The sequence below is a fragment of the Deefgea rivuli DSM 18356 genome, assembly GCF_000620145.1.
GTDB lineage: Bacteria > Pseudomonadota > Gammaproteobacteria > Burkholderiales > Chitinibacteraceae > Deefgea > Deefgea rivuli.
The window spans coordinates 198125-216327 of record NZ_KK211082.1; the positions used below are offsets into that span (position 1 = coordinate 198125).

The 18203-nt window shown below is 48.5% G+C and carries 20 protein-coding genes; 4 read left to right on the forward strand and 16 right to left on the reverse strand.

Going from position 1 to position 18203, the window contains the following annotated elements:
* Positions 1 to 7 precede the first annotated feature (7 nt).
* From flgG to Q320_RS0113820, 9 genes are all read right to left on the reverse strand, one after another.
* Positions 8 to 793, reverse strand: a complete 786-nt coding sequence (gene flgG, locus Q320_RS0113780; protein WP_027469483.1) for a flagellar basal-body rod protein FlgG — start codon at positions 791 to 793, stop codon at positions 8 to 10.
* Between the two features lie 17 nt (positions 794 to 810).
* Entirely contained in the window at positions 811 to 1551 is a 741-nt protein-coding gene (locus Q320_RS0113785) for a flagellar basal body rod protein FlgF (protein WP_027469484.1), read from the reverse strand.
* A 9-nt stretch (positions 1552 to 1560) separates the two neighbouring features.
* Positions 1561 to 2877: a flagellar hook protein FlgE gene (gene flgE, locus Q320_RS0113790; protein WP_027469485.1), complete on the reverse strand. Its 1317-nt coding sequence runs from the start codon at positions 2875 to 2877 to the stop codon at positions 1561 to 1563.
* Positions 2878 to 2893: 16 nt separating this feature from the next.
* Positions 2894 to 3580, reverse strand: a complete 687-nt coding sequence (locus Q320_RS0113795) for a flagellar hook assembly protein FlgD (RefSeq protein ID WP_027469486.1) — start codon at positions 3578 to 3580, stop codon at positions 2894 to 2896.
* 11 nt (positions 3581 to 3591) lie between these two features.
* Positions 3592 to 4005, reverse strand: coding sequence for a flagellar basal body rod protein FlgC (gene flgC, locus Q320_RS0113800; RefSeq protein ID WP_027469487.1), 414 nt, complete (start codon positions 4003 to 4005; stop codon positions 3592 to 3594).
* Between the two features lie 11 nt (positions 4006 to 4016).
* A complete protein-coding gene (flgB, locus tag Q320_RS0113805; RefSeq protein WP_027469488.1) occupies positions 4017 to 4421 on the reverse strand; it encodes a flagellar basal body rod protein FlgB in 405 nt (134 codons plus the stop codon).
* A gap of 178 nt (positions 4422 to 4599) precedes the next feature.
* A complete protein-coding gene (locus Q320_RS0113810) occupies positions 4600 to 4818 on the reverse strand; it encodes a hypothetical protein (RefSeq protein ID WP_027469489.1) in 219 nt (72 codons plus the stop codon).
* A gap of 450 nt (positions 4819 to 5268) precedes the next feature.
* A complete protein-coding gene (locus tag Q320_RS0113815) occupies positions 5269 to 5673 on the reverse strand; it encodes a DUF4332 domain-containing protein (protein ID WP_027469490.1) in 405 nt (134 codons plus the stop codon).
* Between the two features lie 121 nt (positions 5674 to 5794).
* Entirely contained in the window at positions 5795 to 8497 is a 2703-nt protein-coding gene (locus Q320_RS0113820) for a bifunctional acetate--CoA ligase family protein/GNAT family N-acetyltransferase (protein WP_027469491.1), read from the reverse strand.
* A 291-nt stretch (positions 8498 to 8788) separates the two neighbouring features.
* On the opposite strand from Q320_RS0113820, the gene ppa reads away from it, so the two are divergent.
* Positions 8789 to 9319 (forward strand): inorganic diphosphatase, encoded by a 531-nt coding sequence (ppa, locus tag Q320_RS0113825; RefSeq protein ID WP_027469492.1) that lies wholly within the window; start codon positions 8789 to 8791, stop codon positions 9317 to 9319.
* Between the two features lie 98 nt (positions 9320 to 9417).
* Here the strand turns inward: ppa and Q320_RS0113830 are convergent, their stop codons facing one another.
* The 4 genes from Q320_RS0113830 to Q320_RS0113850 all read right to left on the reverse strand — a co-directional run bounded on the left by Q320_RS0113830 (position 9418) and on the right by Q320_RS0113850 (position 12159).
* Positions 9418 to 9903, reverse strand: coding sequence for a dihydrofolate reductase (locus tag Q320_RS0113830; protein ID WP_027469493.1), 486 nt, complete (start codon positions 9901 to 9903; stop codon positions 9418 to 9420).
* Between the two features lie 24 nt (positions 9904 to 9927).
* Positions 9928 to 10605, reverse strand: coding sequence for a peptidoglycan DD-metalloendopeptidase family protein (locus Q320_RS19935; protein WP_035853760.1), 678 nt, complete (start codon positions 10603 to 10605; stop codon positions 9928 to 9930).
* Positions 10605 to 11156: a DUF1415 domain-containing protein gene (locus Q320_RS0113840; protein WP_027469494.1), complete on the reverse strand. Its 552-nt coding sequence runs from the start codon at positions 11154 to 11156 to the stop codon at positions 10605 to 10607. Before Q320_RS0113840 ends, Q320_RS19935 begins: the two co-directional genes overlap by 1 nt.
* Positions 11157 to 11337: 181 nt before the next feature.
* Positions 11338 to 12159: a flagellin N-terminal helical domain-containing protein gene (locus Q320_RS0113850; protein WP_027469495.1), complete on the reverse strand. Its 822-nt coding sequence runs from the start codon at positions 12157 to 12159 to the stop codon at positions 11338 to 11340.
* A gap of 196 nt (positions 12160 to 12355) precedes the next feature.
* Between Q320_RS0113850 and Q320_RS0113855 the strand changes: the two genes are divergently transcribed.
* The 3 genes from Q320_RS0113855 (at position 12356) to Q320_RS0113865 (ending at position 15643) form a co-directional block, all read left to right on the forward strand.
* Positions 12356 to 12955, forward strand: a complete 600-nt coding sequence (locus Q320_RS0113855; protein WP_211251237.1) for a YitT family protein — start codon at positions 12356 to 12358, stop codon at positions 12953 to 12955.
* A 121-nt stretch (positions 12956 to 13076) separates the two neighbouring features.
* On the forward strand, positions 13077 to 14789 hold the full coding sequence (locus Q320_RS19940) for a putative bifunctional diguanylate cyclase/phosphodiesterase (protein ID WP_051534757.1): 1713 nt from the start codon (positions 13077 to 13079) through the stop codon (positions 14787 to 14789).
* Between the two features lie 212 nt (positions 14790 to 15001).
* Positions 15002 to 15643, forward strand: coding sequence for a restriction endonuclease (locus tag Q320_RS0113865; RefSeq protein ID WP_156939074.1), 642 nt, complete (start codon positions 15002 to 15004; stop codon positions 15641 to 15643).
* A 93-nt stretch (positions 15644 to 15736) separates the two neighbouring features.
* Here Q320_RS0113865 and panC read toward each other — a convergent pair whose 3' ends face one another.
* From panC to folK, 3 genes are all read right to left on the reverse strand, one after another.
* Positions 15737 to 16576, reverse strand: a complete 840-nt coding sequence (gene panC, locus Q320_RS0113870) for a pantoate--beta-alanine ligase (RefSeq protein ID WP_027469498.1) — start codon at positions 16574 to 16576, stop codon at positions 15737 to 15739.
* 200 nt (positions 16577 to 16776) lie between these two features.
* Entirely contained in the window at positions 16777 to 17568 is a 792-nt protein-coding gene (panB, locus tag Q320_RS0113875) for a 3-methyl-2-oxobutanoate hydroxymethyltransferase (protein WP_027469499.1), read from the reverse strand.
* Between the two features lie 133 nt (positions 17569 to 17701).
* The gene (folK, locus tag Q320_RS0113880; RefSeq protein ID WP_035853763.1) at positions 17702 to 18199 is read right to left on the reverse strand and encodes a 2-amino-4-hydroxy-6-hydroxymethyldihydropteridine diphosphokinase; all 498 of its coding nucleotides are present in this window, start codon (positions 18197 to 18199) and stop codon (positions 17702 to 17704) included.
* Between the last annotated feature and the right edge of the window lie 4 nt (positions 18200 to 18203).

The following is an 18203-nucleotide window of genomic DNA, read 5'->3' on the forward strand; positions in this document are numbered from 1 at the left end:
ATACAATTTATAAAGTACCTAGTTTTTGCAACATTTCATCCGAGGTACGCACAGCACGCGAATTCATTTCATACGCCCGTTGCGCTTGAATCATATTGATTAGCTCTTCTGTCACATTTACATTCGATGCTTCCACATAACCTTGGTTAATTGCCCCGAGTCCATTCGTACCCGGTGTCCCTACTGTGGGCGCACCACTGGCTGCGGTTTCAAGGTACATATTTTCACCCACCGATTGCAGACCCGGTGGATTAATAAAGGTTGCCAACTGAATATTACCTAGTTGCACTGGCGCAGCAGAATCATTATTAATGATGGCGGAAACCGTACCGTCTTTGGCAATGGTGACCTTTGTTGTGCCCTGTGGCACTTGTAATGCCGGCTGCAATGAATAGCCGCTAGAGGTCACGACCGTACCCTGACTATCCACCTGAAAACTACCGTCACGGGTGTAGGATGTCGTACCATCTGGCAAGGCAATCTGAAAAAAGCCCTGCCCATTGATCGCCATATCCAATGAACCATCGGTCAACTGCAAGCTACCTTGGCTAAATTGACGCGCAGTGGCGACAGGACGCACCCCCGTACCCACATTTAAGCCCGTCGGCAATTGCGTTTGCTGGCTGCTTGCGGCACCAGGTTGACGTAAATTTTGGTACAGCAAATCTTCAAATACCGGCCGCTCACGCTTGAAACCGTTGGTGCTCACGTTCGCCAGATTGTGCGAAATCACATCCACATTAAACTGCATGGCATCCATGCCGGTTTTAGCGGTCCACAAAGAGCGGATCATGATGATTTATTCCTATTTTAACTATTGAGCGACAGCAAAGAGGCTGCCGAACGAGAATTCTGCTCTGCGGTTTGCAGTAATTTGATTTGCATATCGTAATGCCGTTGCGTCGTAATCATGCTAACCAATTGATCGACTGCATTCACATTACTACCTTCAACCCCGCGAATCGCCAAACGCACATTCGGGTCGCTTTGGCCTGCCTCACCATTACGCCGCCGAAACAAGCCATCAAGGCCTTTTTCCATTTCAGCCGCAGGTGGATTCACCAACTTTAAACGACCTACTTCCACCGTTTGCGACGGATTACTGAGATCAACTGCTGAAACCGTACCATCGGCAGCGATAGATGGTTGAGTATTTTCTGGAATAGTTAACGGCCCATTTTCGCCCTCAACCACTTGCCCAGAAAACGTTTTTAACAAGCCCGTCGCATCCATCACAAAGCTACCATTACGGGTATAAGCTTCACCCGATGCGCTTTGCACCGCAAACCAGCCCTCGCCCATCACAGCAGCATCAAGCTCACGACCAGTTTGTTGAAATGGGCCAGAAGTTAAATCCGCTCCCGTGCCCTGCTCAATCGCAAATGCCCGAGTGGCTAATCCTGGTCCACCTAAAACAGGAATCGCCCGAAAAGCGGCCAAATCTGCACGAAAACCATGCGTTGATGTGTTTGCTAAGTTATTCGCAACAGTCGATTGACGGAACTCGGCTTGCTTTGCCCCCGTCATTGCCACATAAATCAAGCGATCCATATCAACCTATCAACTTAAATTAACGATGGTTTGCAAAATCGTATCTTGCGCTTTAATCGTTTGTGAGTTGGCCTGGTAATTACGCTGTGCAGTAATTAAATTTACCAGTTCGCTCGTCAAATCTACGTTTGAGTCTTCAACTGCAGCCGATTGCAATGAACCCGTGCTACCCGAACCTGGCGCATTGGTCAGTGGCTGCCCTGAAGCCGATGACTCGGCCCAGCGGTTATCCCCGAGCGGCTGCAAACCTTGCGAGTTAGTAAACGATGACAGCACCACTTGCGCTACATTGCGCGTTTGCCCATTCGAATAACGGCCTTGAACCATACCGTCTTTATTCACCGAAATGCCAGTCAAAACACCATCGGTATAACCATCTTGCGTCAGCGTACTCACCGCATATGGGCTACCAAACTGGGTTGATTTATCAAAAAACATTTGAAAATTCAAACCATTTGAGCCGTTATTGAGCGTTGCAGCCGTCACATTAAATGTTGAGCCACCAACCGGCAGACCAATCGGTCGACCATTCGCATCAAAAGTTAATCCTGTAGATAGAGCCGCTACAGCAGGTACTTGCGCACCCAAAGTACCGTTAGCATTCACATCTTTACCATCCAGAGCATAGCGAATAGTCCAAGTACTGCTCGGTGGAACCGTCGGCACTGCAGGCGGTACATCTTTACGGAAATATAAAGTTTGCGTGTGCGTGCCACCCAAAGAGTCAAACACAGTCGCTGATGTTGAATAATTGTAAGTGGTCGGATCGGTTGACGAGAAAACAGTCGTTGCAGGAATTACTTTGTCATTGGCGTTTAAATTCAAGCCTAAATTTAAACCAGCCCCAGTGACACCGGAACCACCCGTTGCGCGTGCGCCAATATTGGAAAATTGCAACTGAATTGGTGTTGGCGTTGAACCGGCTAAAACTTGCCCCGTTCCCTGATCAACAGCCCAACCTGTTAAAAACTGTGTGTTATTAACGATATAGCCATTTTTATCCAACTGGAACTGGCCGTTACGTGCGTAACTAATTGAGCCCGTCGGATCTTGCATACGGAAAAAGCCATTTCCGGTAATCGCAATATCCAGTGGGTTATTCGTTGATGTTGTGTTGCCTTGGCCAAATTGCTGCGCAATCGTGGTGGTTTTAGCACCAATACCGGCGATATTCGATGAGGAACCAAAAGTACTGGCATAAATATCAGCAAACTCGGCACGTGCGCCTTTAAAACCCACCGTGCTGGTGTTGGCAACGTTATTGCCAATCACATCGAGATTTTTTGCCGATGTGTTCAAGCCACTTAAACCTTGTTGAAAACCCATGATATTCCCCTAATCTTTACGCGGTTGTGCTGCCAGTGGCTGAGCGAATTTGAATGACATCACCAAAACCAGTTTTACTGCCGTTCGCCAAATACACGCCAACGCCACTACTACCAAACTCAACCGATTTAGCCACTTGCCAAGTCACCGTATCTAAAGCAATTTCCTTGCCATCTTTTTTGCCACTTGCAGCAACAGTGTATTCACCAGCAGGGAAAACACTGCCATCCGCTTTTTTGCCATCCCACTCCAACTGCGCCAAACCTGGTTGAGAACTATTAGCAGGAATCTTCGCGACTTCAGTGCCATCTTTATCAAAAACACTGAGGATCACGTCACTAGCACCTTCAGGAATGCTCACTCGCAAATCCGCCTTAGTCGTTCCATCAAAGTGGAAGCCTTTGCCGGGGGTGAGGACTTCTTTGCCGATCAAACCTGCCGCTTGCATCACTTGCGTTCCGGCATACAAAGATTGCATTTGATTCATTGTTTCATTGAGCTTGCCAATACCAGTGACGGTATTGATTTGCGCCATTTGGCTGGTAGTTTGTGCGTTATCCATCGGATTCATTGGATCTTGCGTTTGCAATTGCTTCACCAGCAATTTCATAAAAGTGTCTTGCTGCTTCTCTGCCTCGGTTCTGTTCACCAGTTTTTTAGTATTGAGCGAGGTGTAATCAAAATTATTGCTAATCGTTGCCATGATGAATCTCCTTAAGCCTGACCGATAGACAAAGTACGCATCAGCAGGGTTTTTGCTGTATTCATTACATCGATATTGGTTTGATAAGAACGCGAAGCTGAAATCATATTGGTCATTTCTTCGACCACGCTGACATTGGGCATTGCGATATAGCCGTTGCCATCGGCAAATGGATTCTTTGGATCGTAAACCAGACGCGGCGGCGATTGATCTTCAATCACGCCAGCGACTTTTACGCCTACCGATGCGGCACCATGGGTATTGCTCGGAACAGCTTGAAATACAACCTGCTTAGCCCGATACGGCTGCCCATTCGAACTAGTGACCGATTCAGCATTCGCCAAATTACTCGCCACCACATTCAAACGCGCCGATTGCGCATTCATTGCTGACGAAGCCACATCAAAAACGCGAAACAATGACATCAGTGCTTTCCTTATTGACCCGTTAACGCCGTTTTCATCGACTCAATTCGCCGCGTCATAAAGGTGACAGCCGCCTGATAGCGAATCGCGTTATCGGTAAATTCTCTCATTTCGGTATTCATATCGACCGTATTGCCATCAATCGACGGCTGCTGCTCATTGCGGTATTGCAGGCTAGGCGCGAATAAATCGACGGTATTGGTGGGCTGTAAATGACGAGTGTTCGTCGCTTGCAAAGTCGCTGGCGTATTACCTGCGCGTGCAGCATTAAAAGCAGCTTTAAAATCAATATCACGCGCTTTGTAATTGGGCGTATCGGCATTGGCAATATTAGAGCCCAAGATTTCTTGACGATAACCACGCAATTTCAGTGCGGTTTCTTGGTTACTAAAATAATTGTCGAGGCGACCTAGCATGTGCAAACTCCATAGAGATGAACAACTATAAGCAGGAAGCGTGCCAATAAAAAAAAGCCAAGCTAGGCTTGGCTTTGGGATCAATTTTTGATGATTTCAATAAGATAACGGCAAGACTTGCCGACTTACTCAGCACACAAGTGCCATACAGCCTCTTGTGCAGTGATTTATTGATGAATCAATGAAATTGCAATTGAATTTGCTGTTTAGCCACTGCTGCGGCGCCTTGCAATACTGAATGCACAGTCGCACGGTGCGCTGAGGGCGCTGGCTGCCAATCCGTTACCGGTTTACGGGCATTGCCATGGCAAATTACAATTTGAAACCAGCCTTCCATCTCGGCAGAACGAGCGGACGGACGTGCTTCTACATCAAAATCAAACATACGATTAGTCATAATGGACTCCAAACTACGGGGCTTTGCTGACCTTTTTAAGTAGATAAGCAAAAGTTTTCTTGCATCGTTGTCTCGCCTTGTCGTACTAGACGGCTTCGACGCCTTGCCATAAAACTTTTGCGCGAATACTTAGAATTTCGGTCGCACAGCCAAACCCGCCCAAAAGCCGGACGGTAAAGCACCAAATAGAAGAGCACCACGTTCAGAATGAACTTTGCAGAAAAGCTGAGGAGGCTTGCTGGGGAGAACTACTAAAACACATGGCAATCATCACTTAAAGTGGATCGCGTTAATGTGCTCAATCAAATTAGTGCCGCGAATATACGACATAAAAAAATCAAAGTCAACACAATATGTCAATAAAAAAATAATCACGCACAACTAAAGCAATGATTTGTAATCATCTTATTTAATTGGCATCGTGCCGTGCACGATGCCAAGCTAGCAAAATCAGTACTCAACACCGCGCGGCAAGTCTTTCGCCTCGGCAATCCACTTCTCAACTTGCGACAAACTCGGCGTTGTTCCCGCGAGTTTTTTCGCTTCGTTGGCTGTTGCCAACGCTTCTTGCAGATTTTGCGCATTGCGGCGCGCCAATTCAGCCACGGTATCCACGCCAGCGGCTTCCAGCAACTCAGCGAACTGCCCTGCCACACCGTGAATACGGAATAAATCAGCGTGATTCACCCATTTCAAAATTAATTTATCCGCAATCCCCGTTTGCGCCGCCAATGCATCGCGGCCTTTCGGTGTGCTACCCGCAGTTAACAGCGCTTCAACGCTGCTAATGCCGGCTTCTTTGAGTTTCGCTGCGTAGGTTTCGCCAATGCCTTCAATATCGATAATTGCCGTCATATTATTTACTCTCCACGGTTAAAATAAGTATTCAGGCAAAAGTTTTATGGCAAGGTATCGAAGCCGCAGACAGTACATCAAGTACGGCAAGGCAAGATAACGATGCAAGAAAATTTTTGCTTTAAATTGAGTCCTGCGCCAAATCAGTGAGCGGCTTGACCACCCACTTCAAGCTATCATCTTCTGGATGCTGACCAATAGTAAAGCCCAAATGTTTCATAAAGGTCAACATCGTTTTATTACTACTCAGCACTTCGCCTTCAATCACCGATAAACCCATATCCCGCGCAGCGACAAACAGCGCATTCATCAAGCGCCCACCTAAACCCAAGCCCTGCCATTGATCACTAATAACAACAGCAAATTCACAGCTATCGCGATCTGGATTAGCGGTGAAACGCGCTACGCCGATGATTTCAGTGCCCGCGCTCGTTTCTACCGTCGCGACAATCGCCATTTCTCGCGTGTAATCAAGCTGAGTAAAGCGCGCTAACATCACTTGCGGCAAGGATTTGAGCGTACTCATAAAGCGGTTGTAGCGGCTTTCTTCGGATAATTTACTGACAAACATCGCGACCAAATCCGCATCTTCGGGGCGAATCGGCCGCAATACCATCGGCAAACCATTTTTCAATTGGGTAATTTGCGCTAAATGCGCCGGATAAGGATGAATCGCCATATGGCTGTAACGGCGAGCATTTTCAGGAACTGGCGCAATTACAATTCGTGCATCCACCGCGACAACACCATGCTCGTCAGCCACCAGCGGATTAATATCAAGCTGCTGAATTTGCGGGAATTCGCAGACCATTTCCGAAACACGTAATAGCACCGCTTTCACCGCCTCCATATCCACACCTGGCAAATTACGAAACGGCGCGAGCATTTTCTTTACGCGCGTACGGCGAATTAAGTTTTCTGCGAGGTATTCATTCAGGGGCGGCAAGGATACTGCGATGTCGTTAAATACCTCCACGGTCACGCCACCATGACCAAAAGTAATCACTGGGCCAAACGAATGATCTCGCCCAACACCGATCATTAATTCACGGCCTGATTTTTTGCCGTGCATCGGTTGAATCACCAAGCCACGCACATTTTCAGCGCCCAAACGCTCTTGCGCGCGTGCCAGCATTTTGCTCGATTCGGTCGCGACTTGAACCAAGCTACTTAAATTAAGCACCACACCGTCAATATCAGTTTTATGCAAAATGCCTTTGGCATCGATTTTAAGCGCCACTGGCAAACCCAGCCCCATTGCAGCCGAAACCGCATCATCAGGTGTTTGCGCACGTATCGTTAAAGTCACTGGAATATTAAACGCACGCAAAATCGCTTTCGATTCCACTTCATCCAGCACTTCGCGGCCACTGGCGAGCACCGAATCAATAATCATGTGCGCGGTTTCAAGATCGGGCGCTTCCATTTCACCCAGCGGGCTTGGCGTTTGCAACAGCAACTGCTGATTGTATTGCCAGCTCGCCAAAGAATAAAACACTTCAACCGCGCTTTCTGGCGCGTTAAAAAACGCGGTTTGCGACTTTGCCAGCAATTTACGGCTTGCATCGATTTTCTTACCGCCGACCCACGCCAGCAGCAGCGGCTTGTCGGTACTTTTACGCAGCGCGATCATCGCCTCGGCAGTCGCCATATCATCGGTGCCAACCTGCGGCGTAAATACCACCAATACGCCATCGACATTCGGGTCTTTAATCACGAATTCAGTCGCTAATTTAAAGCGCTCTGCATTCGCATCGCCCAGCACGTCGACTGGATTTTGCAATCGGCTTTGCACCGGCAAAATCGCTTTTAATTGTTCTATCGTTTCAGGGCTGAGTTGGGCAAGCTGAATATGCAAATCATGGGCGCGATCGACCGCCATCAAACCCGCACCAATGCCATTGGTCAAAATCGCGAGGCGACGACCCTTGGTGCGATACGTACCATCGAGCACGCGTACCGCAGTGAACAACTGATTGATCGAGCGTAAACGCAGCACGCCAGCGCGTTTGAGCGCCACATCAAACACATCATCGTGTTTAATTAAGCGCTCAGAATGCGTACGGCCTAATTTCGGCTCTTCATCGTAGCGACCGACTTTCAACGCCAAAACGGCTTTCGAACGCGACGCAGCGCGCAGCGCCGACATAAACAAACGCGCGTCTTTTAAATCTTCGATATACAGCAAAATAGATTTGGTTTTCGGATCGGCGACCAAGTAATCGAGCACATCGCCCACGTCAATATCCGATGCCGAGCCCAGCGATACCACCGAGCTAAATCCCACATCATGCAGCTCGGCCCAATCCAAAATCGCCGTCGTTACCGACGAAGATTGCGACACCACCGCCAAGCTGCCGCTTTTAATTTTGCCTTTGTAATTGGCCGCTAATAATTTACTCGGCGCGCGGCAATAGCCAAACACCGTCGGCCCCATAATGCGGATATTGAATGTCTTTGCCGTCGCCAAGATTTTTTCGAGTAGCTTTTGCCCCGCTTTATCGTTACCGACAAAATCGCAAGACATAATCATGATATGGCGAATGCCCTGCTGACCGCAGGCTTCGACCAATTTGAGTAGGGTGCGGCTCGGTGTCGTCAAAATCCCTAAATCAACGGGTGTCGTGATTTTACTCACGGTTTTCACCGCCGCGATGCCATGCACCGTTTTGTGCCGCAAATTCACCGCATGAATCGCGCCGGTATAGCCGCCGTCCAGCAAATTTTGCATCACAGAACAGCCTACCGAACCCACTGTTTCTGATGCGCCAATGACAGCAATCGACCGAGGATCAAATAATGGAGCAAGGTAGTGGGGTTTCATAAGGCGCAACCTCTGTGAGAAGCTGTAATTGTATAACGTCTGACAGTATGCCTGGGCTCTATTGCAATGCAATAAGTTAGATAGGCAAAAATTTTCTTGCATCGTTGTCTCGCCTTGTCGTACTAAAGTACTGCCTGCGGCATCGACGCCTTGCCATAAAACTTTTGCACGTGTACTTATCTGTGCTTTCTTTGCGCTTTCCAGTAAATTTGATGCGAGCGAACTATCAAGGCGAACAAGGGATAGATATAATCCGTGGGTTTATTTCTCACCCACTCAGGATTGTGCACCATGGACATCAGCAAGATCCCCGCCGGTAAAAACCTGCCAGACGACTTTAACGTTATCATCGAAATCCCAGCTAACGCACCACCCATCAAGTACGAATTCGATAAAGAATCCGGCGCAATCATCGTTGACCGCTTCGTCGGCACTTCGATGTCGTACCCAATGAACTACGGCTTTGTACCGCACACCTTGTCATTGGATGGTGATCCTGTTGACGTTCTGGTTTACACCCCATTCCCACTCGCACCTGGCATGGTCATCAAATGCCGCGCGATTGGCGTGTTGGGCATGGAAGACGAAGCCGGTATGGACGCTAAAGTCATCGCTTTGCCAGTACCTAAAGTATGTGCAATGTTTGCACACATCGAAAAACTGGAAGACTTACCAGAATTGCTGCTCGCGCAAGTGAAACATTACTTCGAGCACTACAAAGACCTAGAAAAAGGCAAATGGGTGAAAATCACTGGCTGGGGCGACAAAGCCGCAGCTGAAGCTGAAATCATGACGAGCTTCGAACGTGCTAAAAACGCTTAATCTATTCAAGTAGATACAAAAAAGCCGATCTTTTTGATCGGCTTTTTTATTAGGTATTTCATTGTAGACATTAATAAATAATGCCTACAAGCACATACCTATGCTTTGTTATATCGAACAAACGCATACTCAATGCCATTGGCAGCGACATGCTGCTCGCGGCTGACTTCTTGCCAGATTGCACTATCAAACACAGGGAAATACGCATCACCTTCAGGGCTTAAAGCGACTTCAGTGAGGTATAAAGTATCGGCCACAGCCAAACTTTGCTGATAAATTTCGCCGCCGCCGATGATAAAAACGCGCTCATGTCCGGCTAATTGGGCAGCATCAATCGCAGCTTGAATCGATGAAAATGGCGTTGCGCCTATTGCTTGCCAATCGGCATTGTGCGTAATCACCCAATGTGGGCGCCCCGGCAATAGCCCCGGCAAGGATTCAAAAGTTTTGCGCCCCATAATCATCGGGCAGCCCATCGTTAGCGCTTTGAAATACTTTAAATCTTCGGGCAAGCGCCACGGCAATTGATTGTTAATACCAATGACACGGTTTTGGCCTACGGCGGAAATAATAGCGACTTGCATTCATCTATCCTTTAAAACGGCGACTCAATTGGGTAAAACGCTCAGCGGATTAATCGTTTGGCCTTTATAGCGCACTTCAAAATGCAGCTTCACTTCATCCGCGCCCGTTTGCCCCATCGCGGCCACAGCCTGACTTTGCTTCACTTGAGTACCTTCTTTGACCAGTAATTTCTGATTATGCGCATAGGCCGTCAAGTAGCCATTGGCGTGCTGAATAATCAGCAGCAAACCATAACCACGAATCCCATCGCCTGCGTACAGCACTTTACCATCGGCAGCGGCAAGAATCGGATCGCCCATTGCACCACCAATCCCAATACCTTTCACGCGCGGCGGCGCGTAACCATACAGAGATTTACCCTTAGCGGGCCACACTAAACTGATTGTTGCCATTGGCGCTGGGGCGCTGGTGGTGGTCGGCGTTTTAGGTCGACTCACAGTCGGCGTGGTCGGTTTCGCCACAGCGCCATTCGGAGCTGTGACACGCAATAATTGTCCTACGCTAATGTCTTCGGCCTTAGCCAAGCTATTCCAGCGCACTAAATTACTGACGCTTTGGCCATTATTTTTGGCAATTCGATACAGCGTATCGCCGGTTTTAACACGGTAGAATCCAGCTGGCGTCGACCCCGAGACCACTGGAGCTGGATTGCTGCCACACGCAGCCAAAAATAAGCAAAAAATGACGATCCAAACGCGCATTATTTCTGACTAGCCTGCAAACCGAGAGCCAACCAGCCCGCAATCCCTAGTTTTTGCAGCGTTTCAATATTGCGCTCAAAAATCACATCCGGATTTGGGAAGGCTTCCACTGCTTTGGCGATACTGTCCTCACGCAGCAAGTGCAAAATCGGATACGGCGCGCGATTAGTGTAGTTACCAATATCGTCGCTTTCGGTATCGGCAAACTGGAAATCAGGATGAAAACTGGCGACTTGCAAAATACCTTCGAGTTCATGCTCAGCCACCACCTCGTCGGCCAAGGCTTGCACATCATTGAAAATCTCGAAATCCGGAAATAAGGTCGGATGAATCAATAAAGTGGTATCGATTTCATCCGCTGGTGTTTGCGCCAACAAATCGAGTTCACGGTCTAAATCTTCCAAAAAACCATCCAAATGCTTGGCATCGCTAACGACAAAACGGATTTGTTGCTTCACATACACCGCTTTGGCGAATGGACAGAGATTCAAACCTATCACCGCTTGTTCTAGCCAATGTTGGGTGGTTTTGATGATTTCTTCGTGACTCATGTTGATTCCTTTACAAGAGTCGACAATTTTACCTGCCTATGCGGTTTTTGGCTTGTTACAAACACCAGAGAATTTTTTGCGATAAAAAATGGCGTCGATATAAATCGACGCCGACAGAGCCTATTAATGATGGGTATATCAATGAAGCGCTTACTAAATAAACTCTTTATGCAGATACCCATTAACGCAATAAGCTAAGCACCTGCCCCGCAGTTGCTCTAGCTTGAACTTGCATCGCAATGCCCGCATTACTGCGAATATTTTCTTGCGCCAATTTAGCTGTTTCTGCTGCGTAATCGGTATCGGCCACGCGGCTTTTTGCTGCGGACACATTGAGTGATGTCTTTTGCAAATTTTGAATCCCGCTTTCAAGCCGATTTTGAAACGCCCCCAGATTAGCCCGCTGCCCTGAAATCGTATTGATATCACTGTCCAGCGCCTGCAAACTGGCAGTCGCTGCTGCCGTACTGGATAAATCAATCCGCCCGGCCACACTATTTAGCCCAGACTCTCCCGCCAAGTTGGCAGTGCTCAAATTAAGTTGATCGCCCGCATTGGGTCCTGCTTGAAAATTAACAGACCCACCTTGCAGCACAGCTTGTCCATTAAATTGCGTGTTGTTCACAATATCGTTATTACTTTGCGATAAAGCATCGGCCTCGGCTTGCAGCGCCTGCCGATCACTGCTCGACAAAGTGCTATTGCCCGCTGCAACGCTCAATTCACGCAGGCGATCTGTGTTGTCCGAAATCGAACTCAATGCACCCTCGGTCGTTTGCGCCAAAGACACGCCATCGCTCAAATTGCGTACTGCTTGATTACTTCCCACAATTTGCGCGGCAAATTGCTGAATAATCGCCGCCCCTGCCGCATCATCTTTGGCGCTATTAATCCGCGATCCACTCGACAATTTTTGCAGACTGCTTTCCTGCGTAGCTTGCGAACGCGCCGTACTATTCTGCGCCGTTAAAGAGGCGAAATTGTTATTGGGATTGATCATCATAATGACCTCCACAAGCCATTGTTATCTTATCAGAGTACGCTTAAACTCACGCAATCCCAACTTGGCGCGACTGACGGCAAGCCTTATTAATCAAGCGCTTCCAGCGAATTTGAATCGCTCACCTAAGGAATATCTCTACAGCCAAATTGACGATCTCTGGCTATGCTGCAAGTGATTCTCAATTCAATTTACAGCCATGACACAGCAAGCCCATTCCCTGGTAGATGACCTGCAAGGCATGCTTTCCGGCGTGATTTTAGTCGCGCTGGCTTTGCAATTTTTTAAGCACGCGGGCTTACTCACTGGCGGCGCGACCGGGCTGGCTTTTATTGTGTACTACTTAAGCCATTTGCCTTATGGACCGATTCTGTTTGTACTGAATTTGCCGTTTTATATTTTTGCCTATCGCGTGATGGGTAAAGAATTTACGCTCAAAACTTTCGCTTGCGTGGCCAGTTTGGCGATACTGGCCGAATGGATGCCACAACTGATTAGCTTTAAAGCACTCAACCCGATGTTTGCAGGCATCATGGGCGGATTGCTTGCTGGTGTAGGGATTTTGATTTTAATTCGGCATAAAGCCAGCCTCGGCGGCGTAACAGTACTGGCTTTATATTTGCAAAAAACCAAAGGCTGGCGCGCTGGGCATGTGCAATTAATTGCCGATTTATTGATTTTGGCTATTGCCGTCGCGATTGTCAGTTGGCAACAACTGATTATTTCTATCCTTAGCGCGTTTGCACTGAATTTGGTGATTGCAACTAATCACAAAACAGGCCGCTATATGGGAATGTAAGCTGTGCATCTAGCGCTGCTTAGCAGCAATAGTCTAAGATGAAGCTCTAATAGACAAACCGTTTTCATACATTTGCATGCTGGCTAGTTCTCAGCTACATCCTCAGTGTTAAGGCAATCACATGCTGACTTTGCTCGCCGTGCTCTGTGCTGTTTTATTTGCAATACTGATGATTGCGCTATATCGCATGCAGCAAGCGCGACGCGCTTTGCAACGCCATCAATCGCTACTCGACAGTATTCCCGATTTGGCATGGGTCAAAGATCGAAAAAGCCGCTTTGTGATTGTTAATCAAGCCTTCCGTGATATTTGGAATATCAAAGATCCGCAATGGCTGATCGGTAAAGATGATTTCGCACTCTCCCCACCTGAACTTGCCGCTAGCTACCAAACCGATGACCAACGCGTGATGAATGAAGCCACCTCGCTGCAATCGGAACGCAATTTTGAGCACTTTCGTGATGGCTCACGCTGGATGGAGCTGATTAAAGTGCCGGTGTACGAGCACAATAAAATCATTGGCACCGCAGGCATTGCGCGCGACATCAGCATGCGCAAAGCAGCGGAAGAACGCCTATCGTGGTTAGCGCATCACGATCCACTGACCAAACTGGGCAATCGCAGCTATTTGGCGATCAAAATCAAAGAGCGCATCACCACGGCTACGCCATTTTGCGTTTGGCTGATTGATTTAGACCATTTCAAACGCATTAACGATGCCTTAGGGCATCGCGCAGGCGACCAAGCCTTGGCGCAAGTCGCCGATAGCCTCAGCAAAATTGGTAGCGAAGTATTCCGTCTTGGCGGCGATGAATTTGTGCTGCTGGATGATTTACGCCATGCCGAAACCATTAATGAAGCACTCAGCCAGCAACTCAAAATCCCAGTGACCATCGAAGGCCTGTATTTCGAGCAAGGTTTTACCGCCGGCCAAGTTGATTTTCCACACGATGGAGAAACGCCAGAACAACTACTCAAACACGCTGATGTCGCGCTGTACGAAGGCAAAGAGCTAGGTCGTGGGCATATTCGCCGCTTTGAATCGCATATGGCCACGCAAGCGGTGCGCCAGCTCGAACTGGAACGCGATTTGCGTCGCGCGCTACAAGAAGGACAATTTCGCCTTGTTTACCAACCGCAAGTCGCGCTAGACGGTGCGCAATTGATGGGCTTTGAAGCCTTAATTCGTTGGCGACATCCCGAACGTGGTGAAATTGCACCGAATGATTTTATTCCCTTTGCCGAACAAACAGGCATTATTTGCCGCATCGGCGAATGGGCTTTAGATTGCGCCATTTTGCAAATTAGGGACTGGGATGAACAAGGCTTGGCCTTGGTACCCGTATCCGTGAATGTATCGGCCTTACAACTGGCACAACCCTTATTTGCCAAAACCGTCATCGCTCGATTGGATGCGCTGCCAGCGCATTTGCGTCAATACATTGCTTTAGAACTCACCGAATCGACGCTGATGCACGAGCAAGCGCTCGATAGCGTGCATCAACTCACGAGCGCGCAGATTCCGATTTTTATGGATGATTTTGGTACCGGTTATTCTAATCTTTCGACCATTTCCCAATTAACACTATCCAAGCTCAAGTTTGATCGCAGCCTGATTCAAAATGTAGGCAACGATAGCGCGCATCAACGTGTTTGCCGCGCCTTACTCGACTTAGCCGATGCCTTAGAACTCGACGTGATTGCCGAAGGCGTAGAAACCGCCGAAGAAGCGCAATGGCTCGCCGAACAAGGCGTACTCTACGCGCAAGGTTATTGGTTTAGCCGCCCACAAGAAAGCCAAATCGCCACCCGTTTTCTAGCAACGCAGAAGTAATTCGTAAGCAACATCACAAATACCCCGTCAAAAACCAACAAATACTTACAAAAAAACAGCAATAACTGGCAATAAACATTCGTTTGGATTAGTATCCGCATTCGAATTAACCCCCTCGATTTCAGCCTGTGCACACCGAATTTTCAGCCCACTCACCGTTCCACCGCAAAACACGTTGGCCACTTGCCATCTTAGTGGCGGCTTCGGTTTTTTTGCTGAGTTACCTGCTTATTCCGCTGTGGCTGGGTGATGATATCTATCTAAGCTTACTCATCCCGCACTTTCAGTGGCTGCTATTGGCGCTGATAGGACTGTGCGGCCTGATCGCGCTGCGCTTTTATATCAATGATAAACGCCAACGCCGGCAACAAGCGCATCAAGATGACGCGCCGACCAGCGATAAAGGCTTAAAACTGTGCTTTTCAACCATCAATCAGTTTTTAATGCCGCAGGCTTGGTCGATTGAATTACTACAAAAGCTCACTGCTGCCCAATTTACACAGATGTGCGTTGCCTATTACGAAATCAAAGGCATTACCCATTCCACTTTAACGCTAGGCTCAAGCGAAGGCGTTAATATTTTAATCTGGCAAAATGAAATTGTGAGCCGAGTGATTCATTGCAGTAACGATCAAATCGTTGAGATGACTGCGCTAAGGCAATTTTTGGGCGTCATGATGCATGAGCGAGCACATGCAGGTGTGTATATTCATCGCGGCAGCTTTAGCGAAGAAGTCCGCATCTTCGCCGCCAGCCACCATATCCAGCTCAGAAATGAATACGCGATACTCGCAAAAATCGAAAAACTCTCTGAGCGTCGCCAGCAGCAATTGCTAAAAATAACACTCAATTAAGTGCAAACGAAAGAACAAGCGCGCCATACAGATTATCAAGGTATATTAATGCAGCCATTCATAGGTAATGGCTACACTAACATACCCATCACATTAAAGATTCACTTCAATATTATCAATCAAGCGCGTGGTGCCTAAACGCGCGGCGATCAGGATCACCAAGCGTTGATCAGTGCTCGCCGCCGGTTTTAGTGTTTCGGCATTACGCGTATCCACATAATCAATATCGTGCCAACCGCGTACGCGCAAATCAGTCACCGTTTGCACGGCGAGTTTGGAATAATCTTTTTCGCCCGCTTCAATCGCCGCTTTCATTCGCGCCAAATGGTAGTGCAAACGCGGCGCTTCAGCGCGCTGATCGGCACTCAAAAATGCATTGCGCGACGACAACGCTAAACCATCTTCCGCGCGGCCGGTATCAACCGGCAAGATTTGAATTTTCATATTCAAATCTTTCACCATGCTCTGAATCACAAATAGTTGCTGGTAATCCTTGCGGCCAAAACACGCCACATCGGCATCAACGATATTAAATAATTTCGTCACCACCGTCGCCACGCCACGGAAATGCCCTGGACGGAACGCGCCGCACAGCTCTTCGGCAATTGCGGGCGGTGTCACTTGATATTGCTGAATCACATTCGGATAGAGTTCTCTCTCATCCGGCGCGAAAATCACATCGACACCGCCTTGCTCAGCAATCAGCGCCGCATCATTTTCTAGTGTGCGCGGATAGCGATCAAAATCTTCGCCTTGACCGAACTGCAAGCGGTTCACAAAGATGCTGACGACGGTATGCTCTGCTGCGGCTTTTGCAGCATGGATCAGCGACATATGCCCCGCGTGCAAACTACCCATCGTCGGCACAAAAGCCACCGTGCCCACGGTTTTGCGCCAAGCGCGAAGTTCTGCAATCGTATGGATGATTTTCATGGTATTTGGGAATTCAATAGGATGGATTGAGAAGGGCAAAACCAAAGCAAAACTGGAACACGAACTACACGAAAAAAGGCCGAAAAACACGAAAACAACTACAAAATTAAAACCACAATTTAAGCTTTATTTGTGGTCATTGTTCGATCCTTTTCGGCTTTTTTTCGTTCTTTTTTTCGTGCCTTTCGTGTTCTACTTTTTTAGAATGAATGCTCTTCCGCTGGGAAAGTTAAACCTTTCACTGCTTTCACATACGCTTCCACTGCGCCTTGGATGCTGTGGCTGCCGCTCATAAAGTTTTTGACGAAGCGGGCTTTTTTGCCTGGATACACGCCCAGCATGTCGTACAGCACCAGCACTTGACCATCGACATCGACGCCTGCACCAATACCAATGGTCGGGATCGTCAGCGATTCGGTAATCGCTTTGCCGACCGCTGCTGGCACCATTTCCATCAACACCATACTCGCACCCGCGGCTTGCAAGGCCAGCGCATCGCGCTTTAGAATTTCCGCTTCGGTTTCGGTTTTGCCTTGTACTTTGTAGCCGCCGTATAAATGCACCGATTGCGGTTGCAAGCCGATGTGCGCACAGACTGGAATGCCGCGTTGCACCAAGAAATCAACGGTATCGACCATCACCGCGCCGCCTTCGATTTTGACCATTTCCGCACCAGCGGCCATCAACAGCGCCGCGTTTTCATACGCTTGCGCATGCGAAGCTTGATAGCTGGCAAATGGCAAATCAGCCAGCACCAAACCTTTTTGCGTACCGCGCGCTACTGCGGCGGTGTGGTAAATCATATCGCTCATCGTCACCGGCAAGGTCGATGTATGACCTTGAATGACGTTACCCAGCGAATCGCCAATCAAAAAAATATCCACCCCCGCTTCATCGAGCAAGCTAGCAAAGCTCGCGTCGTAGCAAGTCAACATGGCGATTTTTTGGCCATCTTGTTTCATTTTAATGAGGGTATTTAAAGTCGTCTTCATGGTTCGATATCCATGGTTAGAGGTGCAGCACGGATGGTGCTGTGAGGTGTGCTGCTGCGCGTTTGGCGCAGCCGCAATGGAGTCAATCTCAAGCAAAGAATCGTAAGGCAAACGAGTTCAAAAATCGACTCTTTTAAGCAGAAATACGGGTTTTCTCGGGGATGCGCGTCAGTTCTTGCGTGGCGACGCTAGGCAAAAAGTCCGCCGCTGCGCCCAAACCTGGGATTTCTACTTCAGGCGCGATTTCGAGCAAAGGTTGCAGCACAAAAGCGCGCTCATGCATTCGCGGATGCGGCACGATCAAATCGGGCAACGTTATTTGCTCTGCACCATACAAAATCAAGTCTAAATCTAAAGTTCGCGGCGAATTCTTGAACTCTCGCTGCCGACCATTCGCCGCTTCAATCGCCAGCAAAGCCGCCAACACGTCCGGCGCAGATAAGTCAGTTTCCAGCTCGCAAACGGCATTCACAAAATCAGGCTGATCGGTGTAACCCACTGGCGCGCTGGCGTAAAACGATGAGCTTTGCAGCAAAGTCATCGCCGGCCACGCCGCCAAAGCCGCAATCGCGGTGCGCAATTGCGCCTGCGGATCGCCTAAATTTGCGCCCAAGGCGACATAAATTCTCATGCGA